Here is a 19,248-nt window from a genome sequence, read left to right as displayed (position 1 = left end):
CGCCGACGAAACGTCGGTCCGGGTCGGGATGTCCCGCGGTCAGGCCTCGTCGCCCGGTGCGTCCGCGCCGGCGTCGTCGGGCACCCGCGACGCGGGCACCACGGGTCGGTTGGTCGGCACCGGTGCGGCCACCGCCCCGGCGTCGTCGACGGGTGGCGCGGTGGGCGGGGCGAGTGGGTCCGCCGTCCGGGTGGCGGCCGACCAGACATCCCGTTCCGGCGCCGGCTGAGAATCATGCCCGGTGCGGGTGGCATCGCGCCACACGTGGTCGTCGCCGGCGTCGGACAGCCGGTCGGTCCGCGCGGGCCGCGGGGCCTCGCCGTCGCTTGTCGGAGCGGGTGCGGGCGCGGCCGGAGCGGCGGAGTCGGAGGTGTGCGCCGGTGGCGGCTCCGGCGGGGAGAACGCGCGCAGCAGGCTGGCCACACCTGCCGCGAGGTCACCGGCGCCGGTGGCGAGCCGTTCGGCGAATTCGGGACTCGGGTCCCGCAACGCGGCGATTCCCCGACAGACCGGACAGACGCAGCACTCACGTGAACCGGTGGCGAAACCTCCGGTCCCACCGGGCCGGTCGGCGGGGGTGTCGCTGTGACCGAGGACACCCGCCAGCAGGCCACCGAGCGGGCCGGACGCGCCACCCGCCGACCCGGCGGCGGCCAGTCGCGCCCCCGCGAGCAGGGTGGCGACAAGCCGCTCCGCCTCGTGCCGGGCCGAGCCCGGATCTGTGCCGCTCAACCTCGGCTCCTCCGCCCTGCCGGACGCGTCACTGCGCCGCACCGGATGCTTCTACCCGGCGCTTGAGCTGCTTCAACGCGGTGTCCATGATCATCTTTTCGGCCTTGCGCCGGAACATGCCGAGCATGCCCACCGACAGTTCGACCTCAAGGGTGTACGTCACAGTGGTGCTGGCGTCCGGGTTACCCACCAGGTCGTACGAACCGCGCTGGCTCTTCTGCATCTTCGACGGCGCGACCAGGTGCCACTCGATCCGGGACAGGTCCTCGGCGTACTCGTAGGCCAGGACGTACTCGTCGGCCATCACCCCGGCGTCGATGGTGAACCGCACCTGGCTGGCGTAGCCGTCCTCGTACTCCTCGACGACCTCGACCCGGCGCACCGCCTCGGTCCACTCCGGGTAGCGCGGGAAGTCGCAGATGACCGCCGCCACCAGGTCCGGTGACGCGCCGATGATGATCGACTGGGTGGAGGAGTCCGCCATGGGGGGAGGCTACCCGGCGGGTGCCGCCCCCGCGGCGCGCCGCCCCCGCCGCGCCCTGCCTACGGCACCGTAACCACCCGCCGGGTAGGTTTCGACGGGACGGACGCCGTGGTGGCGACCGGTCTGGCCAGTGCGAGCACGAAGGAGTGCAGGTGCGCGAGTTCTCCGTTCCGCCGATCGTCACCGTTGGCGACGCGGCCAACCTCACCGATCCGGTCTGGGAAAACGCCGAGGTCGCACCGGACACGGTCCAGTTCGCCCGCCACACCCGCACCGCCGAGGGCACCACCTGGGCAGAGGTGACCTGCCTGCAGTTCCGCGACGAGGTCGTGGCTGTCGCACGCGGGCTGATCGCCTCCGGCGTCCAGCCGGGTGACCGGGTCGGGTTGATGAGCCGCACCCGCTACGAGTGGACCCTGCTGGACTACGCCATCTGGACGACAGGCGCGATCACCGTGCCGATCTACGAGACGTCCAGCGCGGAGCAGGCCGCGTGGATCCTCGCCGACTCCGGCGCGGTCGCCGTCATGGTGGAGACCGACCGGCACGCCGAGCTGATCGCCGATGTGCGCGACCGGCTGCCCGAGCTGAAGCACCTCTGGCAGATCGAGCTCGGCGGGGTCGACGACCTGGTCACCGTCGGCGCCTCGGTCGAGCTGGCCGAGGTCGAGCAGCGCCGCAGGGGGGTCCGCTCCGGCGACGTCGCCACCATCATCTACACCAGCGGCACCACCGGCAGGCCCAAGGGCTGCGTGCTCACCCACCGCAACATGTACGCCGACATCGCCAACGCGGTGCCGGTGCTGCCGAACCTGTTCAACGCCGGCGCGGCCACCCTGCTCTTCCTGCCACTGGCGCACGCCTTCGCCCGGCTGATCCAGATCGGCGTGGTGCAGGCCCGGGCCACCATGGCGCACTGCGCCGACCCCAAGAACCTGGTCGCCGAGCTACAGGAGTTCCGGCCGACCTTCGTGCTCTCCGTACCCCGGGTGTTCGAGAAGGTCTACAACGCGGCCAAGCAGAAGGCCGAGGCCGACGGCAAGGGCGGCATCTTCGCCCGCGCCGAGCAGGTCGCCATCTCGTACAGCGAGGCGCTGGAGACCCCGGGCGGGCCGGGCCTGGCGTTGCGGGCCCAGCACGCGGTCTTCGACCGGCTGGTCTACCGCAAGCTGCGCGCGGCACTCGGCGGCCGGTGCCGCGACGCGATCTCCGGCGGCGCGCCGCTCGGCGCCCGGCTCGGCCACTTCTTCCGCGGCATCGGCGTGACGATCCTGGAGGGCTACGGCCTGACCGAGACCTCGCCCGCCGCCGCGGCGAACCTGCCCACCGGCACCCGGATCGGCACCGTCGGTCGCCCGCTGCCCGGCGTGACAGTGCGGATCGAGGACGACGGCGAGATCCTGATCTCCGGTGAGCTGATCTTCCAGGGCTACTGGCACAACGACGAGGCGACCGCCGAGGCGCTCAGCGCCGACGGCTGGTTCCGCACCGGCGACCTGGGCCAGCTCGACAACGACGGGTACCTGAGCATCACCGGCCGCAAGAAGGAGCTGATCGTGACCTCCGGCGGCAAGAACGTCGCCCCGGCGGTGCTGGAGGACCAGGTCAGGGCGCACCCGCTGATCAGCCAGTGCGTCGTCGTCGGCGACCGGCAGCCGTTCATCGCGGCGCTTGTCACCCTCGACGAGGAGGCGCTGCCCGCCTGGCTGGCCGGCGCCGGGCTGCCCGCCGACACCACTGTCGAGCAGCTGCGGGAGCACGAGGGTCTGCGCGCGGAGATCCAGTCCGCGGTCGACGCCGCGAACCGGGCCGTCTCCAAGGCCGAGGCGATCAAGGTGTTCCGGATCCTGCCCCACGACTTCACCGAGAGCACCGGCGAGCTGACCCCGTCGCTCAAGGTCAAGCGGCAGGTCGTCCACAAGACGTACGCGGCGGAAATCGCCGACATCTACCAAGGCTGACTACCATCCGTCACGTGCCCGCATCGACATCCGCCGCACCGCACCCGCATCCCCTCGCCGCGGCCGCCCGCCTGGTGATGCTGGCGCTGGTCGCCGTCCTGACCCTGTTCGCCACCCGCGACGTCGCCCAGCTGTGGTGGATCGCGTTGCTGGCCGTCGCCGGGCTGCCGTCGCTGCTCGCCCCGCAGCACCGGCTGATCGGCCCGCTGAGCCGGGTTGCCGAGGTCGTGGTGCTGGGGCTGGCCGCGAGCCAGGTCGCCGCGGACGCGGCGATCGGGGGCGCGGTCGCCGGCCTGGGCGCGTCGGCCGTGCTGCCGTACCTGGCGGTCCCGGTGACAGTCACCGCGCTGCGCCGCCGCTTCTCCGAGGGCGCCGCCCTGCTCGCCGTCACCGCCGCCACCCTGCTGGTCAGCGGCGCGCTGACCGAGGTCGGCGGGGGGCGCCAGCTCGGCCAGCCGGGCTATCTGGCGGTGTGCGCGCAGTGGTTGATCCTGGCCGCCCTGGGGCTGTACGCCGCCGGCACCCTGCACCGGGTGATGGCGGTACGCGGCGAGGGCAAGCCCCAGCCGTACGCCGAGGCGACCCGGCTGCTGACCCAGCTGCGCACGGTGGCCCGGCAACTGCCCGGCGCAACCCTGGACCCGGGCGGTATCTCCGAGCACCTGATCGAGGAGCTGCGCACGGTGGCCCGGGCCGACCGGGGCGCGGTGCTGTCGGCCAGTGGGGGCGGCCGGCTCGTGGTGCTCGCCCAGGCCGGGGTCGACCGGGTGGACTGGGAGACGACAGTCGACGCGGACTCGGCGATCGCCGACGCCTGGGCCAGCCAGCAGGCCACCACCGCCGCCCGGTCGCAGTCCCGGACGCACCGCGGCGGGGACGTGTCCGCGCTGATCGTGCCGCTGGTCGCCGGCGTCCGCACGGTCGGGCTGGTGGTGCTGGAGGCGGACGTCGCGCAGGCGTACCCGCCGCCGGTGGTGGACCGGGTGACCGCGCTGACCCGGCCGGCCGCGCTGCGGCTGGAGGCGGCGCTGCTCTTCGACGAGGTCCGCTCGCTGGCCACCAACGAGGAACGGCAGCGGCTGGCCCGGGAGATCCACGACGGGGTGGCGCAGGAGCTGGTGATGGTCGGCTACGGCATCGACAACGCCCTGGCCACCGTCTTCGACGACGCCGACGAGACCGCCGAGGCGCTGCGGACGCTGCGCGGCGAGGTGACCCGGGTGATCACCGAGCTGCGGTTGAGCCTCTTCGAGCTGCGCAGCGAGGTGGACCGGCAGGGCGGGCTGGCCGCCGCGATCGCCGAGTACGCGCGCACGGTGGGCGCCTCCGGCGGGCTGCGCGTGCACCTGTCGCTCGACGAGTCCACGGCGCGGCTGCCGGCGGCCACCGAGGCCGAGTTGCTGCGCATCGCGCAGGAGGCGGTCACCAACGCGCGCAAGCACGCCGGCGCGTCCAATCTGTGGGTCACGTGTGAGGTGGACCCCCCGTACGCGCAAATAGAAGTGTCGGATGACGGTCAGGGGATGGCTGACCAGCGCCCCGACGGACGGTACGGTCTTGCGATCATGGCCGAGAGGGCGGAACGTATCCGGGGCCGGTTGGAGATCAGGCCGCGGCAACCCAGCGGCACGACCGTGGCGGTGGTTCTCGGCACCTCGTCCCGGCGAGATAACGTGCGCGACAGCGCAGCACCAGAAGGGGAGTAACCCGAGGATGACCACAAGTCCGACACCGGCCACCCGCACCAAGGTCCTCCTTGTCGACGATCACGACCTGATTCGCAAGGGCCTGCGGCACGCGTTCGAGCGCGACAGGCAGTTCGAGGTCGTCGGTGAGGCCGCCACGGCGGCAGAGGGTGTACGTCAGGCCGGCGCGCTGCAGCCGGACGTGGTGATCATGGATCTGCGCCTGCCCGACGGCAGCGGCCTGGAGGCCACCCGCGCGCTGCGCAAGTCCAGCGCGTCCATGGGCATCGTGGTGCTGACCATGTACGCGGGCGACGACCAGCTCTTCGGCGCCCTGGAGGCCGGTGCGAGCGCCTTCGTACCGAAGACCGCCCCGGCCGACGAGGTGGTGGCCGCCGCCCGGCACGCCGCCTCCTCCCCCAGCGCGTTCACGGCCGCCGACCTGGCCGAGGCGATGAAGCGTCGCCTCGCCCCGTCCGGTCCGCAGCTCTCCCCCCGCGAGGGGCAGGTGCTGCGGCTGCTCGCCGACGGCATGAGCGTGGCGGGCATCGCCAAGCAGCTGTTCGTCAGCGAGTCCACGGCCAAGACCCACATCTCCAAGCTCTACGAGAAGCTCGGAGCGGCCAACCGGGCTCAGGCGCTGATGACGGCGCTGCGGCTCGGCCTTCTCGAAGCGCCGGACGCCCCGAAGTTCTGACCGCCCCGCTCGTCGAGCGGGACACCGCGACCGAAGTCCGCGCCAGCCTCACCGCCGGCGCGGACTTTCGCGTATCGACCGACGTCGGCGGGAGACCTGGCGGCAGGCTATGGTCTGGCGGGCGTGTCGGGGGCACAATACCCGCGCGGGCGACGATGCCCACGACGCCGACTCGGAAGGGGTGAGCGCATGCAGCGGCCGGACTGGGCGCCCGACACCATCGACATCGAGCGCCCGAGCGTCGCGCGGATGTACGACTACTATCTCGGCGGCTCGCACAACTTCGCGGCCGACCGGGCCGCGGCGCAGGCGATGGTGGCCGCGGTGCCGGAGGCGCCGCTGATGGCTCAGGCCAATCGCGCGTTCCTGCGCCGGGCGGTGCACCACCTGGCCGAGGCCGGGATCCGGCAGTTCCTGGACATCGGCTCGGGCATCCCCACTGTCGGCAACGTGCACGAGATCGCCCAACGGATCGACCCGGCGTCGCGGGTGGTCTATGTGGACGTCGACCCGGTGGCGGTGGCGCACAGCCGGGAGATCCTGTCCGGCAACGACCTGGCCGTGGTCGTCCAGGAGGACCTGCGGCACCCGGAGGCCATCCTGAGCCACCCGGACGTGCGCAAGCTGCTCGACCTGAGCCAGCCGGTGGCCGTGATGATCGTGGCGGTGCTGCACTTCGTCCCCGACGACGACCGGCCCGCGGAGCTGCTGGCGACCCTGCGCGACGCCCTGGCCCCCGGCAGCTACCTGGTGTTGTCGCAGGCCAGCGACGACGGGCACAGAGCGGACGAGCGGGCCGAGGCGGAACGCGTCTACAGGCGTACCGACAGTCCCCTCTGGGTCCGCAGCCGGGCCGAGCTGACCGCGTTGTTCGACGGGTTCGAGCTGCTCGACCCGGGTGTGGTGTGGGTGCCGCAGTGGCGACCGGACACTCCGGACAGCGCGGAGGACGCCGAGCGCGCGGTCTTCATGGGCGGCGTCGGGCGACTCGGTGGCTGAATCGCCCGAGGCGGCGTCCCGTCCGAGCACGTTCGCGCGGGCCTGGGCGAAAGCCGTCTCCGGCACCAGCTACCTGCCGATGACGCAGGCGCAGCTCGAGGCGCTGCTGCACCGGCTCACCGGCCAGTTGGCAGGCGCGTTGCTCGCCGAGCCGTTCGACCTGCGCGCCGGGCACCGGGTCGGCGCCGAGCTGGTCGCCGCGCACATCGCCTCGGCGGAGGGGTTGGGCCGGACCGTCGAGGTGATCCAGCTCCGGCTGGTACGCGACCTGGGCCTGGTGGCCGAGGACGTCGAGGACCGGATGGCCCGGCTGCTGGCCGCCGTGGCGACGGGTTACGCCCGCGCACTTCGCGACCGGACGCTCGACGAGCAGGAGTCGATCCGTCGGGCCGCCATGATGGCGCGTACGCAGGCGGAGCGGGCCCTGCGGGCCAGCGAGGCGCGGTTCCGGCACCAGGCGACGCACGACCCGCTCACCGGCCTGCCCAACCGGACGCTGTTCACCGAGCGGCTGGCCGCCGCCCTCAACGAGCCGGGTCGGGGCGCGCAGCGGGTCGGGGTGTGTTTCCTCGACCTGGACCGGTTCAAGGTCGTCAACGACAGCCTGGGCCACCAGGTGGGCGACCGACTGTTGACGATGGTGGCCGAGCGGCTGTGCCAGGACCTGGGCGAGCACCTGGTGGCCCGGCTGGGCGGCGACGAGTTCGTCATCCTTGTCGAACGGACCGGCGGCACCGACGACATGGTGAAGGTGGCCGAGACGGCGCTGGCCGCGGTGCGCACCCCGGCGCTCGTGGACGGGCACGAGTTGCAGGTCTCGGCGAGCATCGGCATCGTCGAGCGGCAGGTGGCCGGCGCCAATCCCACTGATCTGATGCGGGCGGCCGACGCGACACTGCACTGGGCGAAGTCGGCCGGCGGGGACCGTTGGGCGCTCTACGACGCCGAACGCAGCCGGCGGGAGCTGGCCCGGTACGCGCTCTCCGCGGCGATCCCCGCCGCTCTGGAGCGGGGCGAGTTCTATCTCGACTACCAGCCGCTGACGTCGCTGCGCGACGGCCGGCTGCTGGGTGTGGAGGCGCTGGTGCGGTGGCGCCATCCGGAGCTGGGTGTCCTGCGTCCGGACAGCTTCATCGGGCTGGCGGAGGAGACCGGCCTGATCGTGCAGTTGGGCGGGTGGGTGCTGGCCGAGGCGTGCCGGGAGGCGGAGGCGTGGTCGGCCGGCGGGGTCCAGGCGCCGTTCGTGAGCGTCAACCTGGCAGTCCGGCAGGTGCACCGGCCCGGTCTCGTGCAGGACGTGCTCGCCCTGCTGCGGCAGACCGGGTTGCCACCGGAACGGCTCCAGCTGGAGATCACCGAGAGCACGATGATGAGCACCGCCGAGGAGCCGGTACGCGCCCTGCGGGTGCTCGCCGACCTCGGTGTGCGGATCGCCATCGACGACTTCGGCACCGGCTACAGCAATCTGGCGTACCTGCGGGACCTTCCGGTGACCGAGTTGAAGGTGGCCGGGGAGTTCGTGGCCGGGCTGCGGTCCCCGGCGGTGGGGCGTACCGACGAGCGGATCCTGGCCTCGCTCGTCTCGTTGGCGCACGCCCTGGATCTGACGGTGACGGCCGAGGGTGTGGAGACCGCGGGGCAGGCCGAACGGCTGCGGGCGATCGGCTGCGACGCCGCCCAGGGCTGGCACTTCGGCAAGCCGGCGCCGGCCGACCGGATCCTGGCCCGCATCCGCTGATCGGTGCCGGGAAGGACGGGGAGTAGACACCGTCTACGCCATCCTGGTAGACAGTGTCTATGAACGACGGGGACGCGGGCGTTCGGGCCCGACTGGTTGCCGCCGGGGTGGACCTGGTGCTCCGCGAGGGCCAGTCGGCCGTGTCGCTGCGGGAGATCGCCCGCCGGGCCGGCGTCTCCCACGGCGCGCCGCGACGATACTTCCCCACCCACGTCGACCTGCTCTCCGCCATCGCCCGCGAAGGCTTCGCCGACCTCACCACACGGGTCCAGAAGACGATGCGCGACGCCGACCCGGACCCGCGTACCCAACTGACCGCGCTGGCCCGGACGTACCTGGACTTCGCGGCGGCGCATCGCGGCATGTTCGAGCTGATGTTCCGGCACGACCTGCTGGACAGCGGCCGGCTGCGGCTGCGCGAGACGAGCCTGCCGCTGTTCGCCGTCCTGGCCGACCTGGTGACCCAGGTACGCCGGCCCGACGACGTCCCCGCCTCGGTGCTGGCCGGCGCGCTCTGGGCCAACCTGCACGGCATCGCCCAACTCTGGGCCTGGGGCAGCCTGCCGCTGGCCACCGGCGTCACCGACGACGACGCCCTGCTGCGCGCCACGCTCGACGCCCACCTCGGCCCCGCCCCGCACTGAACCGGAGGACACGTGCCCCTGCTGTACGACCTCAGCAAACTGACAGTCGGCACCGTCCTGCGGGCGGGCTGGCGGCCCCGCGTGGAAGGGCTGGAGCATCTGCCGCCACGCGGCGGGGCGATCCTCGCGGGCAACCACCTGTCCGTCGCCGACGAGGTGTTCCTCGCCTGCCTGACACCGCGACACGTCACCTTCTGGGCCAAGTCCGAGTACTTCACCGGGCGGGGACCGGGCGGCTGGGTCAGCCGGGGGATCGTCGCCGGCATGGGCGCGATCCGGGTCGAGCGCGCCGGCGGACGGGCCGCCCTCACGGCCCTCGACGCCGCCGGTCCGGTGCTGCGCGGCGGCGGTCTGGTCGCCATCTACCCGGAGGGCACCCGCTCCCCCGACGGCCGGCTCTACCGGGGCCGCACCGGCATGACCAGGCTGGCCCGCGACGCCGGGGTGCCGATCGTCCCGGTGGGCGTTCTCGGCACCGCCGAGGTGCTGCCCGTCGACGCGCGACTGCCCCGCCGGCACCCGGTCACCCTGCGGTTCGGTCCACCGATCCCCGTCGCCGGTCGGATCAACGGGCCACGCGACATCCGGGTCGTCACCGACGAGGTCATGGCCGCGATCCAACGGCTGACCGGCCAGGAGTACGTGCCGCGCTACGCGCCACCCCGGGTGGGCACCACCTGAGCGGGACAGGTGGTCAGCCGGCGAGCAGCTCCGCCATCCGCTGCGCCTGCGTCTCCCAGCGCCACTCCCGCTCCACCCAGGCCCGGCCCGCCGCACCCAGCTGACGGGCCAGGTCCCGGTCGGCGAGCAGCCGGGCGACCCGGTCGGCGAGCTGGGCGACGTCCCGCCCACCGACCACGTAACCGGTCTCGCCCTCGCGGACCGCGTCCGGCGCGCCCCCGGAGTCGCCGGCCACCACCGGAAGACCTGTGGCGGACGCCTCCAGGTAGACGATGCCCAGCCCCTCCACGTCGAGGCCGCGGTTACGGGTGCGGCACGGCATGGCGTACACGTCGCCTGCCGCGTAGTGAGCCGGCAACTCCGCCGACGGCACCGAGCCGGTGAAGACCACGTCGCGTTCCACGTCGGTCTGCCGGGCCAGTTTCTCCAACGTCGCCCGGTACGGGCCACCGCCGACGATCAGCAGCGCCGCGTCGGGCACCCGGCGGCGAATCTCCGGAAGCGCCCGGATCAGCATGTCCTGTCCCTTGCGGGGCACCAGCCGGGACACACAGACCACCACCGGCCGGTCGGTAAGCCCCAGCCGGGCCCGGACCTGTTCACCGTCCACAGTCGGGTGGTAGGTGTCCACATCCACCCCCGGCGCCAGGCGGCGCAGCTCGGTCACCCCGTCCAGCACGCGGGCGAGCCGGGTACGGGTGTACTCACCCAGGTACGTCGTGACGTCCACACCCCTACCGATGCGGCGCAGCGCCGGCCGGGCCGCCGGCACTGCCGCCCAGCCGACCTCGTGACCGTGGGTCTGCGCCACCACCCGGCGTACGCCCGCCCGCCGGCGCAGACCCGCGGCGAGCAGCCCCAGTGGTGCCGCCGCGCCGAACCACACCGTGTCGCAGTCGTACGCACGGGCCAGCCGGGCCGCCCGGCGGGCGATCAGCGGGGTCGGCAGCAGCACCCGGGTGCGTTCCCGGATCACCTCGAACGGCTGGTCGGCGTCGAACTTCGCGGCACCCCGCCAGCTCGACGCGTACACGACAACCGAACCGGCCGGCTGGCGCAGGGCGAGGTTGTGCACGAAGGACTGGATGCCCCCGGGGCGGGGCGGGAAGTCGTTGGTGATCAGCAGCGTACGGCTCATCGGCCAGCCTCCCGGGCGTACGCGCGGGCGGCGGCCATCCGCTCCACGGTGGACGGATGCGAGGCGGAGTAGAGGTATTCCCAGCGCGGCGGATCGGGGTCACCCAGGTTGACCGAGCCGAGCCGACGCTGCATCGACTCGAAGGCCACCGGGTCGCCGGTGAGCGCTAGCGCGTGCGCGTCGGCGCGCGCCTCCACCCGGCGCGACATCAGCGCCTGCACCGGCGCGGCGACCAGCCCGGCCACCGTGACGAGGGCGAGCAGCAGCGGGAACGCGCGTGGGTGGGCCACCGAGTCGACGCCGGCCAGCCGCAGCAGCGGCCCCCACGAGCCGAGCAGGTAGAGCGCCACCACCGCCGCAGCGGCGCCCAGCGCCCCGGTGAGCGTGCCGACGGCCACGTCGGAATCCTTCGCGTGCCCCAGCTCGTGCGCCACCACGGCTGTCACCTCGGCCGGGGTCCCCTCGGTCAGCAGGGTGTCGTAGACGACCACCCGCCGGGTCGGGCCGAGACCGGAGACGTACGCGTTCACCGCCCTGGTGCGGCGGGAGGCGTCGGCGACGAGCACATCGCGCACCGGCACCCCGTCGCGGGCGGCCATGCTCATCAGCTCGGTGCGCAGCGGACCCTGCTCCATCGGCGTGAACCTGTTGAACACCGGCTCCACGAGCACCGGCAGCACGAACGACAGCAGCACCACAAGGAGGGCGGCGCCCGCCGCGCCGAACGCCCACCACCAGCGCGGCGCGAGCCGGATGACCGCGTAGAAGCCGAACAACGCCACCGCGCCGATCACCGCGCTCACCGCGTACGACTTGAGCAGGTCGACGGCCCAGCCGCTCCAGCCGTTGGTGCTCAGCCCGTAGCGGGTGAGGACGCTCTGCCGCCAGGCGGCGAACGGGAGGGTGACCAGGTCGGCGACGAGCACCACGGCCAGCCCGCCGAGCACGGCCTGCGCGGCCCAGTGCCCGCCGAAGGGTCGGCCCACCAGCTCGACCAGGCGACTGCCCAGCGGGGTGAGCCCGAGCGCGAGAGCGACGAGCAGGCCGACGGCGAGCGCCGTGTAGCCGCCGGGGCGCAGGGCCGAGCGGAACTCCCGCCCCCTGGCCACCTGCTCGGCGGGCAGGTCCCGCAGCGCGGCAAGCTGGTCGGCCCGGGGCGCGGGCGGCCGGTGCCACGGGATGAGCAGCGTGGCGACCACCACGAGCGCGACAGTCAACCCGGCCAGGGTCAGCAACGCCCAGCCGCGCGGGGTCACGCGGACACCGCCGTGCCGGCGACGCCTTTTGGTAGCCCGCTCATCCCGCCCGCTCCTCCCGCCGTGACCGCTCATCCTATGGCCCGCGGAAAGCCCTCTCTGGAGGCGGTGTCGCGTCAGGCGACCCGTCGGGCCGCGTCGCGGCCGGTGTCACCGCGACGCCCGGGCGCGGTGAGCACCTCCACGTCGAATCCGGCCCGTGCGAGCACCTCGATCGCCTGGACCTCGGCGGCGACCAGCCCTGCCGCCGGGGACGTGTCGTCGAACAGGGCGGCCAGCAGGCAGCCCGAACAGCCGTCACCCCGCCTCGCGCACCCGTCGCAGTCGATGAGCATCACGCCTCCTGATCGTTGGCGGAGCACGGTCGACGCCTTGTCGTCGCCGCCCGAGCACCGTCGGTCACATCGACGCTAACCACCGGGTACGACAGAAACCCCGCCCGACCGCCCGTTGCGGCCGAGATCCACTCCAGATCAGCGAAATCGGGTATCCCGACCGCCAGGACACACCCACCGTCGCCGACCCCGCGCCTGTCACACGACCACCGCGTTTGGCGCGGCGGCCGGTCGGGCAGAGCAGGACGGTGACCAGCATGGATGACACGTCCGTCGTGGACTTTCACTCATCGCCGGCCCGACGCCGCACGGCCCTCGCCGTCGTCACGGTGCTGGCGGCGGGGCTCCTCGTCACGTACGCGGCGATCGTCGACGAGCCGTGGTGGCACGCGCTGTTGCGGTTCGGTGGGATCGGCCTCGCCAGCGCGGCGGTGATCCGCTGGCAGCTACGCCGTCAGCCCCGGCTGCCCCTGCGCTTGACCGCGGAGTCGCTGCGCCTGACCGGGCCGGACGGCACCACGCTCACCATCGACTGGACGAACGTGGCGAGCGTCCAGGTGCGGGGCGCCGTGGACCCGCGACTGGTTGTCCGGCCGCGCGACCCCGGGCAGACCCGGCCCCCGATGCGGCCCGGCCAGTGGTCGACACCGGGGCGCGGACCGTACGAGTTGGTCGTCCAGCTCACCTGGATGATCCCGGACCGCCACGCCCTGCGCCGCGAGCTGGCCCGGCGGCTCCCCCCCACCTGACAGCCACACCCGGGGCGAATCTCGTCGTCGTCAGCCCTGCGCGTCCAGGTCACGCAGGGCGTAGCGCAGGTGCTGCCACTCCTCGGTGAAGATCACGTGGACGCAGTGCAGGACCGACACGTGCTGCTCGGGCCACCAGACGCTCGGACGCTGCTCGGCCAGCAGCTCCGGTGTGGCGGTCGCGAGAAAGTCACGCAGCATGGCCTGCCGCTGCGCCCGCACCTCGAGAACCTCGTCGAAGGTCGGCGGCGCGGTGGCGAACACCGACATGTCGAAGCCGTCCGTCTCGTACTCGACGTGTGACTGACCGAGCGGGTGGAACGGCCGCGGCAGGCGCAGGATCGCCTTGCCCAGCCACGCGTCGGTGGCGAACACCAGGTGGCGCAGCGTCTGCGCGAACGACCACTCGCCATCGACCGAGACGTCGGCGGCGCCCTCGGGCAGGGCGCGGACCCGGTCCACGGCCGCCGCCCAGGCCCGCTCGGTGGCTGCCAACGCCGCGCGCAGGTCGGCCGGGTCGGTGGCCCGCCTCAGCTCCCGGCCCGGGAACCGTCGGTCCAGCTCGGCCTCGACGAGCGGCACGACATCGACGCCGTTGACCACGAGCGTCGAGTCGGCCAGCCAGGGCGCGTCGATGTCCAGACCGGCCACCTCCACGCCGCGCATCACCGCACCGGCAAGCGTCGACCTGGTGAAACGCGCACCGCTCAGATCGCGGTCGACGAAGACCGCGACGTCGTCCTGGCCCATCGTGACTCCCCTCCTCGGCGGTGCCGCGATGCTAGCGCCCCGGTCCGACACGCGAGGGGCGACCGGCATGCACATCCGGCCGGGTCAGAGCGGGCAGCGGGTGCGCTCAGGAGCGGGCGAGTCGCCGCAGCAGCGAGTCCGCGCCCAGCGGGTACGCCCCGTGCCGGCGTACCCCGTCGGCGACCTCGCGGTCGGAGGAGACAACCACCACCGGACGGCCGGCCGGCTCGGCGCGGACCAGCCGCCGGATCAGCTCGTCGGCGGTCTCGCCCTTGCGGGAGAAGAGCACCCGTACGCCGCGCGGCGCGGGTGGCAGCCCGTGCATCCGCTCGGCGCCGTCGAAGACGACTGTGACCTCGTCGCCGGTCTGCGCGGCGATCCCGCCCAGGCCGGTGATCAGACGCTTGCGCTGCTGTTCCAGGGACATCTCGCCGAAGCCCCGCTTGGTGACGTTGTAGCCGTCCACCACGAGGTGCGCCCGGGGCAGGGCGAGCAGCTGGTCGAGCCGGGCCGGGTCGTCGGTATCCCGGGCGCGGGCGGCGGGGCTGGCCGGGGCGCTGCCCGGCTGCTCGGCGAACGCGTCGGCCACGAAATCGGCGGGGAGCTTGTCGACCGGGTCGAGCGCCAGCTCGCGGCGCAGACCGACGGCCGCCTGCCCGATGGTCTCCAGCAGCAGCCAGAGCCGGGCGTCGTCGACCGAACGGGCCTCCTTGGCGCTGGCCCGGGCCACCCCTGCGGCGGCCTCCGCCTCGGCCAGCCGGGCCCGGGCGCGGCGCAGCTCGGCGTCCACGTCGGCGCTGGCGCGGGCCGCCCGGCCGCGTTCGGTGGCCAGCAACTCGGTGGCCCTGCGCTCGCGGGCCTGGGTCTCGCGCAGGGTGCGGGCCACCTGCCGGGACTCCTCGCGGAGCTGACCCAGCTCCTCCCGGACGCGGGCCAGCTCGTCGCGCAGCTTCTCGGCCTCGACCCGGGCCACCGCCCGGTCGTGCTCGGCGCGGGTGGCCCGCTGCTCGGCCTCGCGGACCAACTCGGCGACGACCGCGCTGTCCGCCTCGGCGCGGACGGCGGCTCCGCTGGCGTCGATCAGCTCCCGCCAGCCGCGCGGACGGGCCAGGTAGGCCAGGGCGGCGACCTCGACCGGGTCGGCGGCGGCGGGCGCGGTGCCCTCGACGACTGCCGCGCCGAGGTCACCGGCGTCGGCCAGCACGCGGGCGGTGACCCGCTGCCGGAACAGCGGGTCGGCGGTGAGCTGGGCGGCGATGGCCGGCGCGCCGAGCCGGGCCCGCCGGTTCGGGGCGAACTTGGCCACCCGGCGCAGCGGCACCGGCACCTCGTCGGCGGGCAGGGTGGGCAGCACCGCCGCGGTGAGCGTCACGATCCGCTGGCGCACCGCCTCGGGCAGTGTCGGTTCCGGCTCGACGCCCGCACCGTCGTCGGGCGTCGTGGGGGCGGATGCGCCCGATGGGTCCGTGACTACGTTGTCGTCCGGGTTGCCCGCACCGTCGCGCGCGACCGGATCCTCCTGCGGGAGGTGGTCGTCGTACGGCTCGGTGAGGGGCATGTGGCAAGTCTCCCACCGCGACCGGGCCCACCGCCCGGTGAGTGAGCCGATCTCTCATCCTACCCCCATGGTGACTGGTGGGGACGTTGCGACAGGAGTGTCGGACCGGGGCGCTAGCGTGCCGCCGATGGCACAGGCGGAGTACGTCCAGGAGTCACTTGCCGGTCTCGACCCGGCGACGGGCGGGGTGGACCCGGCGCTGCCGCTCTACGCGACCACCTTCGTGGTGGTCGACCTGGAGACCACCGGCGGCGCGCCGGACGGCGGCGGCATCACCGAGATCGGCGCGGTCAAGGTGCGCGGCGGCGAGCAGTTGGGCGTGCTGGCCACCCTGGTCAACCCCGGGCAGCCGATCCCCCCGTTCATCACCGTGCTGACCGGGATCACCCAGGCCATGCTGCTGCCCGCCCCGCCGATCGAGCAGGTGCTGCCGAGCTTCCTGGAGTTCATCGCCGACGCCGTGCTGGTGGCCCACAACGCCCCGTACGACGTGGGGTTCCTCAAGGCGGCCTGCGCCAAGCACGGTTACCGCTGGCCCAACCCCCGGGTGCTGGACACCGCGGCGCTGGCCCGCCGGGTGCTGACCCGCGACGAGGTGCCCAACCGCAAGCTCGGCACCCTCGCCGCGTACTTCCGCACCGCCACGCAACCCACCCACCGCGCGCTCGACGACGCGAAGGCCACTGTCGACGTGCTGCACGGGCTGATCGGCCGGCTCGGTGGGCACCGGGTGGACACGATCGGCGACGCCATCGAGTTCGCCCGGGCGGTCACCCCGACCCAGCGCCGCAAACGACACCTGGCCGAGGGGCTGCCCAAGGTCCCGGGCGTCTACATCTTCCGGGCCGCCGACGACCGCCCGCTCTACGTGGGCACCTCCGTCGACATCGCCACCCGGGTGCGCAGCTACTTCACCGCCGGCGAGAAGCGCGCCCGGATCTCCGAGATGCTGGCGGCGGCCGAGCGGGTCGAGGCGGTGGAGTGCGCCCACTCGCTGGAGGCGGAGGTCCGCGAGCTGCGCCTGATCGCCGCGCACGCCCCGCCGTACAACAGGCGGTCGAAGTACCCGGAGCGGATGGTCTGGCTCAAGCTCACCGACGGTCCGTACCCCCGGCTGTCGATCGTCCGCGACCTGGCCCCCACCGACACCGCGTACCTCGGGCCGTTCACCTCCCGGCGGGCCGCCGAGCTGGCCGCCGCCGGCTTCCACGACGCGGTGCCGCTGCGCCAGTGCACGCACCGGCTCTCGCTGCGCACCGTCACGCCGGCCTGCGCGCTGGCCGAGCTGGGTCGCTGCGCGGCGCCCTGCGAGCACCGGATCACCCCCGAGGAGTACGACGACAGGGCCGTCCTGCCGTTCCGCACCGCCACCGCCAGCGACCCGCAGCGGGTGGTGGACGCGCTGCTGGCCCGGATCGACGTGCTCTCGAGCGACCAGCGCTACGAGGAGGCCGCCGTGGTGCGGTCCCGGCTGGCCGCGGTGCTGCGCGCCACCGTGCGGATGCAGCGACTGGCCGCGCTGACCGGGATCGTCGAGCTGGCGGCGGCCCGCCCGGCGGCCCGGGGAGGCTGGGAGCTGGCGCTGATCCGGCACGGCCGGCTGGCCGGCGCGGGGGTGTCCCCGCCCGGCGTCCACCCGCGACCCACCCTGACCGCCATCCGGGCCACCGCCGAGACGGTGGCGGGCGGGCACGGGCCGGTGCCGGCGGCCACGGCCGAGGAGTCCGAGCGCATCCTGTCCTGGTTGGAACGACCGGAGACGCGACTGGTGGAGATGTCGTCCGGTTGGTCGTCGCCGGTGGGTGGCGCGGGGCGCTTCCGTGACCTGCTGGCGAAGGCCGAGAACGCTCCGTCCCACCAACTCTCGACCGAACGCTCATGACCAAGTGACCGATCGGACTACGTCGACTCGCTTAGGCTGTTGGAGAAGTGCAGTCCTGCCCGATTCGTGGGCCTGCTCCCGGCCGTCGGTCTCCGGCGTCGTGGAGCCGGGGTGAGGAGGTGTCCCTCGTGGACGTCGACGCCGGACACGGCGCCGCCCTGGGGGGCGCCCTTCCGACCCAGCCGGGTGAGCTGCCGCTCGCCCGCCGGCTGCGGTCACTGCTCACCTGGCCGACAACCGACTCCGACCCGGTCACGCAGCTGGTCCGCACCCACCGGGGCATCCACGCCGGCACCGACCCCGCGGTGCTGCGCCGGGCGTACACCATCGCGGAGAACATGCACCGTGGGCAGTTCCGCAAGAGCGGCGAGCCGTACATCACCCATCCCCTCGCGGTGGCCCAGATCTGCGCCGAGCTGGGGATGGACACCACCACCCTGGTCGCGGCGCTGCTGCACGACACGGTGGAGGACACCCGCTACACGCTCCAGGCGCTCTCGGAGGACTTCGGCGGCGAGGTGGCCCACCTGGTCGACGGGGTGACCAAGTTCGACAAGGCGTTCTACGGCAAGGCCGCCGAGGCGGAGACGGTCCGCAAGATGATCGTCGCGGCCGCCAAGGACGTCCGGGTGCTGATCATCAAGCTGGCCGACCGGCTGCACAACATGCGCACCCTCGGGGTGCGCTCCGCGTCGTCGCGGGAGCGGATCGCCCGCAAGACGCAGGAGGTGCTGGTCCCGCTCTGTGACCGGCTGGGCATCCAGACCCTCAAGCGCGAGCTGGACGACGTGGTGCTGCTGCACCTGGAGCCCGAGGAGCACGCCCGGCTGGCCCGGCACGTGCACGACCGGCCGGGCTGGGACGCGTACCTGGACTCGGTGGTCGCCCGGGCCCGGGTGGCCCTGAAGCGCAGCCGGGTCGACGCCGAGGTGAGCCCCCGCCCCCGGCACCTCTACTCGATCTGGAAGGACACAATCGCCGGCGGCCACACCGCTCCGTACGATCTGCCGCGCATCGTGGTGGTCGTCGACGGCCCGGCCACCGACTGTTACGCCGCGCTGGGCGCGATCCACGGCACGTGGCGGCCCGTCCCCGGCCGCTTCAAGGACTTCATCGCCTCACCGAAGAACAACCTCTACCGCTCGCTGCACACAAGCGTCTGCGGCCCGCAGGACCGCACGGTGGAGGTGCTGATCCGCACCGAGGAGATGCACCGCTCGGCCGAGTACGGCATCGCCGCCGACTTCCGCTTCCCGCGTTCGGGCAGCAGCAGCGCATCGGCCCGCGCCGAACAGCTGGACTGGCTGCGCCGGGTGCTCGACTGGGAGCCCGAGGCCGCCGACCCGGCGCAGTTCTACGAGTCGCTGCGCTGCGACCTGGCCGAGGGGCAGATCCAGGTCTTCGCCGACGGGCGGCAGGTGGTGCTGCCGGCCGGCGCCACTCCCGTCGACCTCGCGTACGAGCTGGGCAACGAGCGTGGCGACCACTGCCTCGCCGCCCGGATCAACGGCCGGTTGGCGCCGCTGAGCTCGGAGCTGGACGAGGGCGACGTGGTGGAGATCTTCACCGAGAACGACGGCGACAACGGTTTCGAGGCGGGCGTGGCGCCGCGCGGCCCGCGCCGGGAGTGGCTCAGCTTCGTCAAGTCGCCGCACGCGCAGATGCAGATCAACAGGTGGTTCGCCGAGCACACCGAGCCGGGCATCACGATCAGCGACAAGGTGCGGCTCGGTCGGGCCACCATCGGGCTGGCCCTGCGCCAGCACAACCGGGGCCTGGCCAGTGACCTGCCGCTGCTGCGCCTCTCCGAGGAGTTGGGCTACCCCGACCTGGAGACGCTGCTCGTCGCGGTCTTCGACCGGGTGATCGAACCGGACACCGTGGTACGCCAGCTCATCGACCTGGTCGACCATCGGCAGTGACCGGGCCGGCCCCAGCACGTCCGAAGGACATTCGTGA

The 19,248-nt window shown here is 73.4% G+C and carries 17 protein-coding genes; 10 read left to right on the top strand and 7 right to left on the bottom strand.

Translation table 11 applies throughout. From position 1 onward, the window contains the following. Positions 1–39 precede the first annotated feature (39 nt). Positions 40–732: a hypothetical protein gene (locus ACZ6N8_RS09685; RefSeq protein WP_466008881.1), complete on the bottom strand. Its 693-nt coding sequence runs from the start codon at positions 730–732 to the stop codon at positions 40–42. Positions 733–760: 28 nt separating this feature from the next. Further along, the gene (locus ACZ6N8_RS09680) at positions 761–1,216 is read right to left on the bottom strand and encodes an SRPBCC family protein (protein WP_466008880.1); all 456 of its coding nucleotides are present in this window, start codon (positions 1,214–1,216) and stop codon (positions 761–763) included. A gap of 152 nt (positions 1,217–1,368) precedes the next feature. Here ACZ6N8_RS09680 and ACZ6N8_RS09675 point away from each other — a divergent pair, with 152 nt between their 5' ends. The 7 genes from ACZ6N8_RS09675 (at position 1,369) to ACZ6N8_RS09645 (ending at position 9,621) form a co-directional block, all read left to right on the top strand. Beyond that, positions 1,369–3,177, top strand: a complete 1,809-nt coding sequence (locus ACZ6N8_RS09675) for an AMP-dependent synthetase/ligase (RefSeq protein ID WP_466008878.1) — start codon at positions 1,369–1,371, stop codon at positions 3,175–3,177. Between the two features lie 14 nt (positions 3,178–3,191). Then, a complete protein-coding gene (locus ACZ6N8_RS09670; RefSeq protein ID WP_364362547.1) occupies positions 3,192–4,883 on the top strand; it encodes a sensor histidine kinase in 1,692 nt (563 codons plus the stop codon). 7 nt (positions 4,884–4,890) lie between these two features. After that, positions 4,891–5,559, top strand: coding sequence for a response regulator transcription factor (locus ACZ6N8_RS09665; protein WP_007072219.1), 669 nt, complete (start codon positions 4,891–4,893; stop codon positions 5,557–5,559). Between the two features lie 189 nt (positions 5,560–5,748). Next, positions 5,749–6,558, top strand: coding sequence for an SAM-dependent methyltransferase (locus ACZ6N8_RS09660; RefSeq protein ID WP_364362546.1), 810 nt, complete (start codon positions 5,749–5,751; stop codon positions 6,556–6,558). A gap of 79 nt (positions 6,559–6,637) precedes the next feature. Further along, positions 6,638–8,296, top strand: coding sequence for a putative bifunctional diguanylate cyclase/phosphodiesterase (locus tag ACZ6N8_RS09655; protein WP_466009166.1), 1,659 nt, complete (start codon positions 6,638–6,640; stop codon positions 8,294–8,296). A 59-nt stretch (positions 8,297–8,355) separates the two neighbouring features. After that, positions 8,356–8,940, top strand: a complete 585-nt coding sequence (locus tag ACZ6N8_RS09650; protein ID WP_466008876.1) for a TetR/AcrR family transcriptional regulator — start codon at positions 8,356–8,358, stop codon at positions 8,938–8,940. A gap of 12 nt (positions 8,941–8,952) precedes the next feature. Continuing rightward, a complete protein-coding gene (locus tag ACZ6N8_RS09645; RefSeq protein WP_466008875.1) occupies positions 8,953–9,621 on the top strand; it encodes a lysophospholipid acyltransferase family protein in 669 nt (222 codons plus the stop codon). Between the two features lie 13 nt (positions 9,622–9,634). Here the strand turns inward: ACZ6N8_RS09645 and ACZ6N8_RS09640 are convergent, their stop codons facing one another. The 3 genes from ACZ6N8_RS09640 to ACZ6N8_RS09630 form a co-directional block, all read right to left on the bottom strand. Next, positions 9,635–10,759 carry a glycosyltransferase family 4 protein gene (locus tag ACZ6N8_RS09640; RefSeq protein WP_387119969.1) on the bottom strand — a complete coding sequence of 375 codons (1,125 nt, stop codon included), beginning with the start codon at positions 10,757–10,759 and terminating at the stop codon, positions 9,635–9,637. Continuing rightward, positions 10,756–12,015, bottom strand: a complete 1,260-nt coding sequence (locus ACZ6N8_RS09635; RefSeq protein ID WP_466008873.1) for a M48 family metalloprotease — start codon at positions 12,013–12,015, stop codon at positions 10,756–10,758. Before ACZ6N8_RS09635 ends, ACZ6N8_RS09640 begins: the two co-directional genes overlap by 4 nt. A gap of 116 nt (positions 12,016–12,131) precedes the next feature. Next, entirely contained in the window at positions 12,132–12,350 is a 219-nt protein-coding gene (locus ACZ6N8_RS09630; protein ID WP_466008872.1) for a hypothetical protein, read from the bottom strand. A gap of 257 nt (positions 12,351–12,607) precedes the next feature. On the opposite strand from ACZ6N8_RS09630, the gene ACZ6N8_RS09625 reads away from it, so the two are divergent. Then, entirely contained in the window at positions 12,608–13,099 is a 492-nt protein-coding gene (locus ACZ6N8_RS09625) for a hypothetical protein (protein WP_466008870.1), read from the top strand. Positions 13,100–13,129: 30 nt separating this feature from the next. On the opposite strand, the gene ACZ6N8_RS09620 is transcribed toward ACZ6N8_RS09625, so the two are convergent. Both ACZ6N8_RS09620 and ACZ6N8_RS09615 read right to left on the bottom strand, forming a co-directional pair. Further along, positions 13,130–13,849 carry a DinB family protein gene (locus ACZ6N8_RS09620; protein WP_400312878.1) on the bottom strand — a complete coding sequence of 240 codons (720 nt, stop codon included), beginning with the start codon at positions 13,847–13,849 and terminating at the stop codon, positions 13,130–13,132. 106 nt (positions 13,850–13,955) lie between these two features. Continuing rightward, a complete protein-coding gene (locus ACZ6N8_RS09615) occupies positions 13,956–15,407 on the bottom strand; it encodes an NYN domain-containing protein (protein ID WP_466008867.1) in 1,452 nt (483 codons plus the stop codon). A 127-nt stretch (positions 15,408–15,534) separates the two neighbouring features. On the opposite strand from ACZ6N8_RS09615, the gene ACZ6N8_RS09610 reads away from it, so the two are divergent. Together ACZ6N8_RS09610 and ACZ6N8_RS09605 are read left to right on the top strand one after the other, a co-directional pair. Next, positions 15,535–17,289 carry a DEDD exonuclease domain-containing protein gene (locus ACZ6N8_RS09610; RefSeq protein WP_466008866.1) on the top strand — a complete coding sequence of 585 codons (1,755 nt, stop codon included), beginning with the start codon at positions 15,535–15,537 and terminating at the stop codon, positions 17,287–17,289. A gap of 128 nt (positions 17,290–17,417) precedes the next feature. After that, positions 17,418–19,211 (top strand): RelA/SpoT family protein, encoded by a 1,794-nt coding sequence (locus ACZ6N8_RS09605; RefSeq protein ID WP_466009164.1) that lies wholly within the window; start codon positions 17,418–17,420, stop codon positions 19,209–19,211. Positions 19,212–19,248: the final 37 nt, after the last annotated feature.

This window comes from Micromonospora sp. NPDC047521 (assembly GCF_055587305.1).
This window is presented reverse-complemented; position numbering and strand designations above follow the sequence as displayed.

Excerpts from the sequence above, each read along its gene's own strand:
- ACZ6N8_RS09680 (WP_466008880.1), bottom strand. The coding sequence starts at position 1,216 with ATGGCGGACTCCTCCACCCAGTCGATCATCATCGGCGCGTCACCGGAC.
- ACZ6N8_RS09665 (WP_007072219.1), top strand. The coding sequence starts at position 4,891 with ATGACCACAAGTCCGACACCGGCCACCCGCACCAAGGTCCTCCTTGTC.
- ACZ6N8_RS09660 (WP_364362546.1), top strand. The coding sequence starts at position 5,749 with ATGCAGCGGCCGGACTGGGCGCCCGACACCATCGACATCGAGCGCCCG.
- ACZ6N8_RS09655 (WP_466009166.1), top strand. The coding sequence starts at position 6,638 with ATGACGCAGGCGCAGCTCGAGGCGCTGCTGCACCGGCTCACCGGCCAG.
- ACZ6N8_RS09650 (WP_466008876.1), top strand. The coding sequence starts at position 8,356 with ATGAACGACGGGGACGCGGGCGTTCGGGCCCGACTGGTTGCCGCCGGG.
- ACZ6N8_RS09640 (WP_387119969.1), bottom strand. The coding sequence starts at position 10,759 with ATGAGCCGTACGCTGCTGATCACCAACGACTTCCCGCCCCGCCCCGGG.
- ACZ6N8_RS09630 (WP_466008872.1), bottom strand. The coding sequence starts at position 12,350 with ATGCTCATCGACTGCGACGGGTGCGCGAGGCGGGGTGACGGCTGTTCG.
- ACZ6N8_RS09625 (WP_466008870.1), top strand. The coding sequence starts at position 12,608 with ATGGATGACACGTCCGTCGTGGACTTTCACTCATCGCCGGCCCGACGC.
- ACZ6N8_RS09620 (WP_400312878.1), bottom strand. The coding sequence starts at position 13,849 with ATGGGCCAGGACGACGTCGCGGTCTTCGTCGACCGCGATCTGAGCGGT.
- ACZ6N8_RS09615 (WP_466008867.1), bottom strand. The coding sequence starts at position 15,407 with ATGCCCCTCACCGAGCCGTACGACGACCACCTCCCGCAGGAGGATCCG.
- ACZ6N8_RS09610 (WP_466008866.1), top strand. The coding sequence starts at position 15,535 with ATGGCACAGGCGGAGTACGTCCAGGAGTCACTTGCCGGTCTCGACCCG.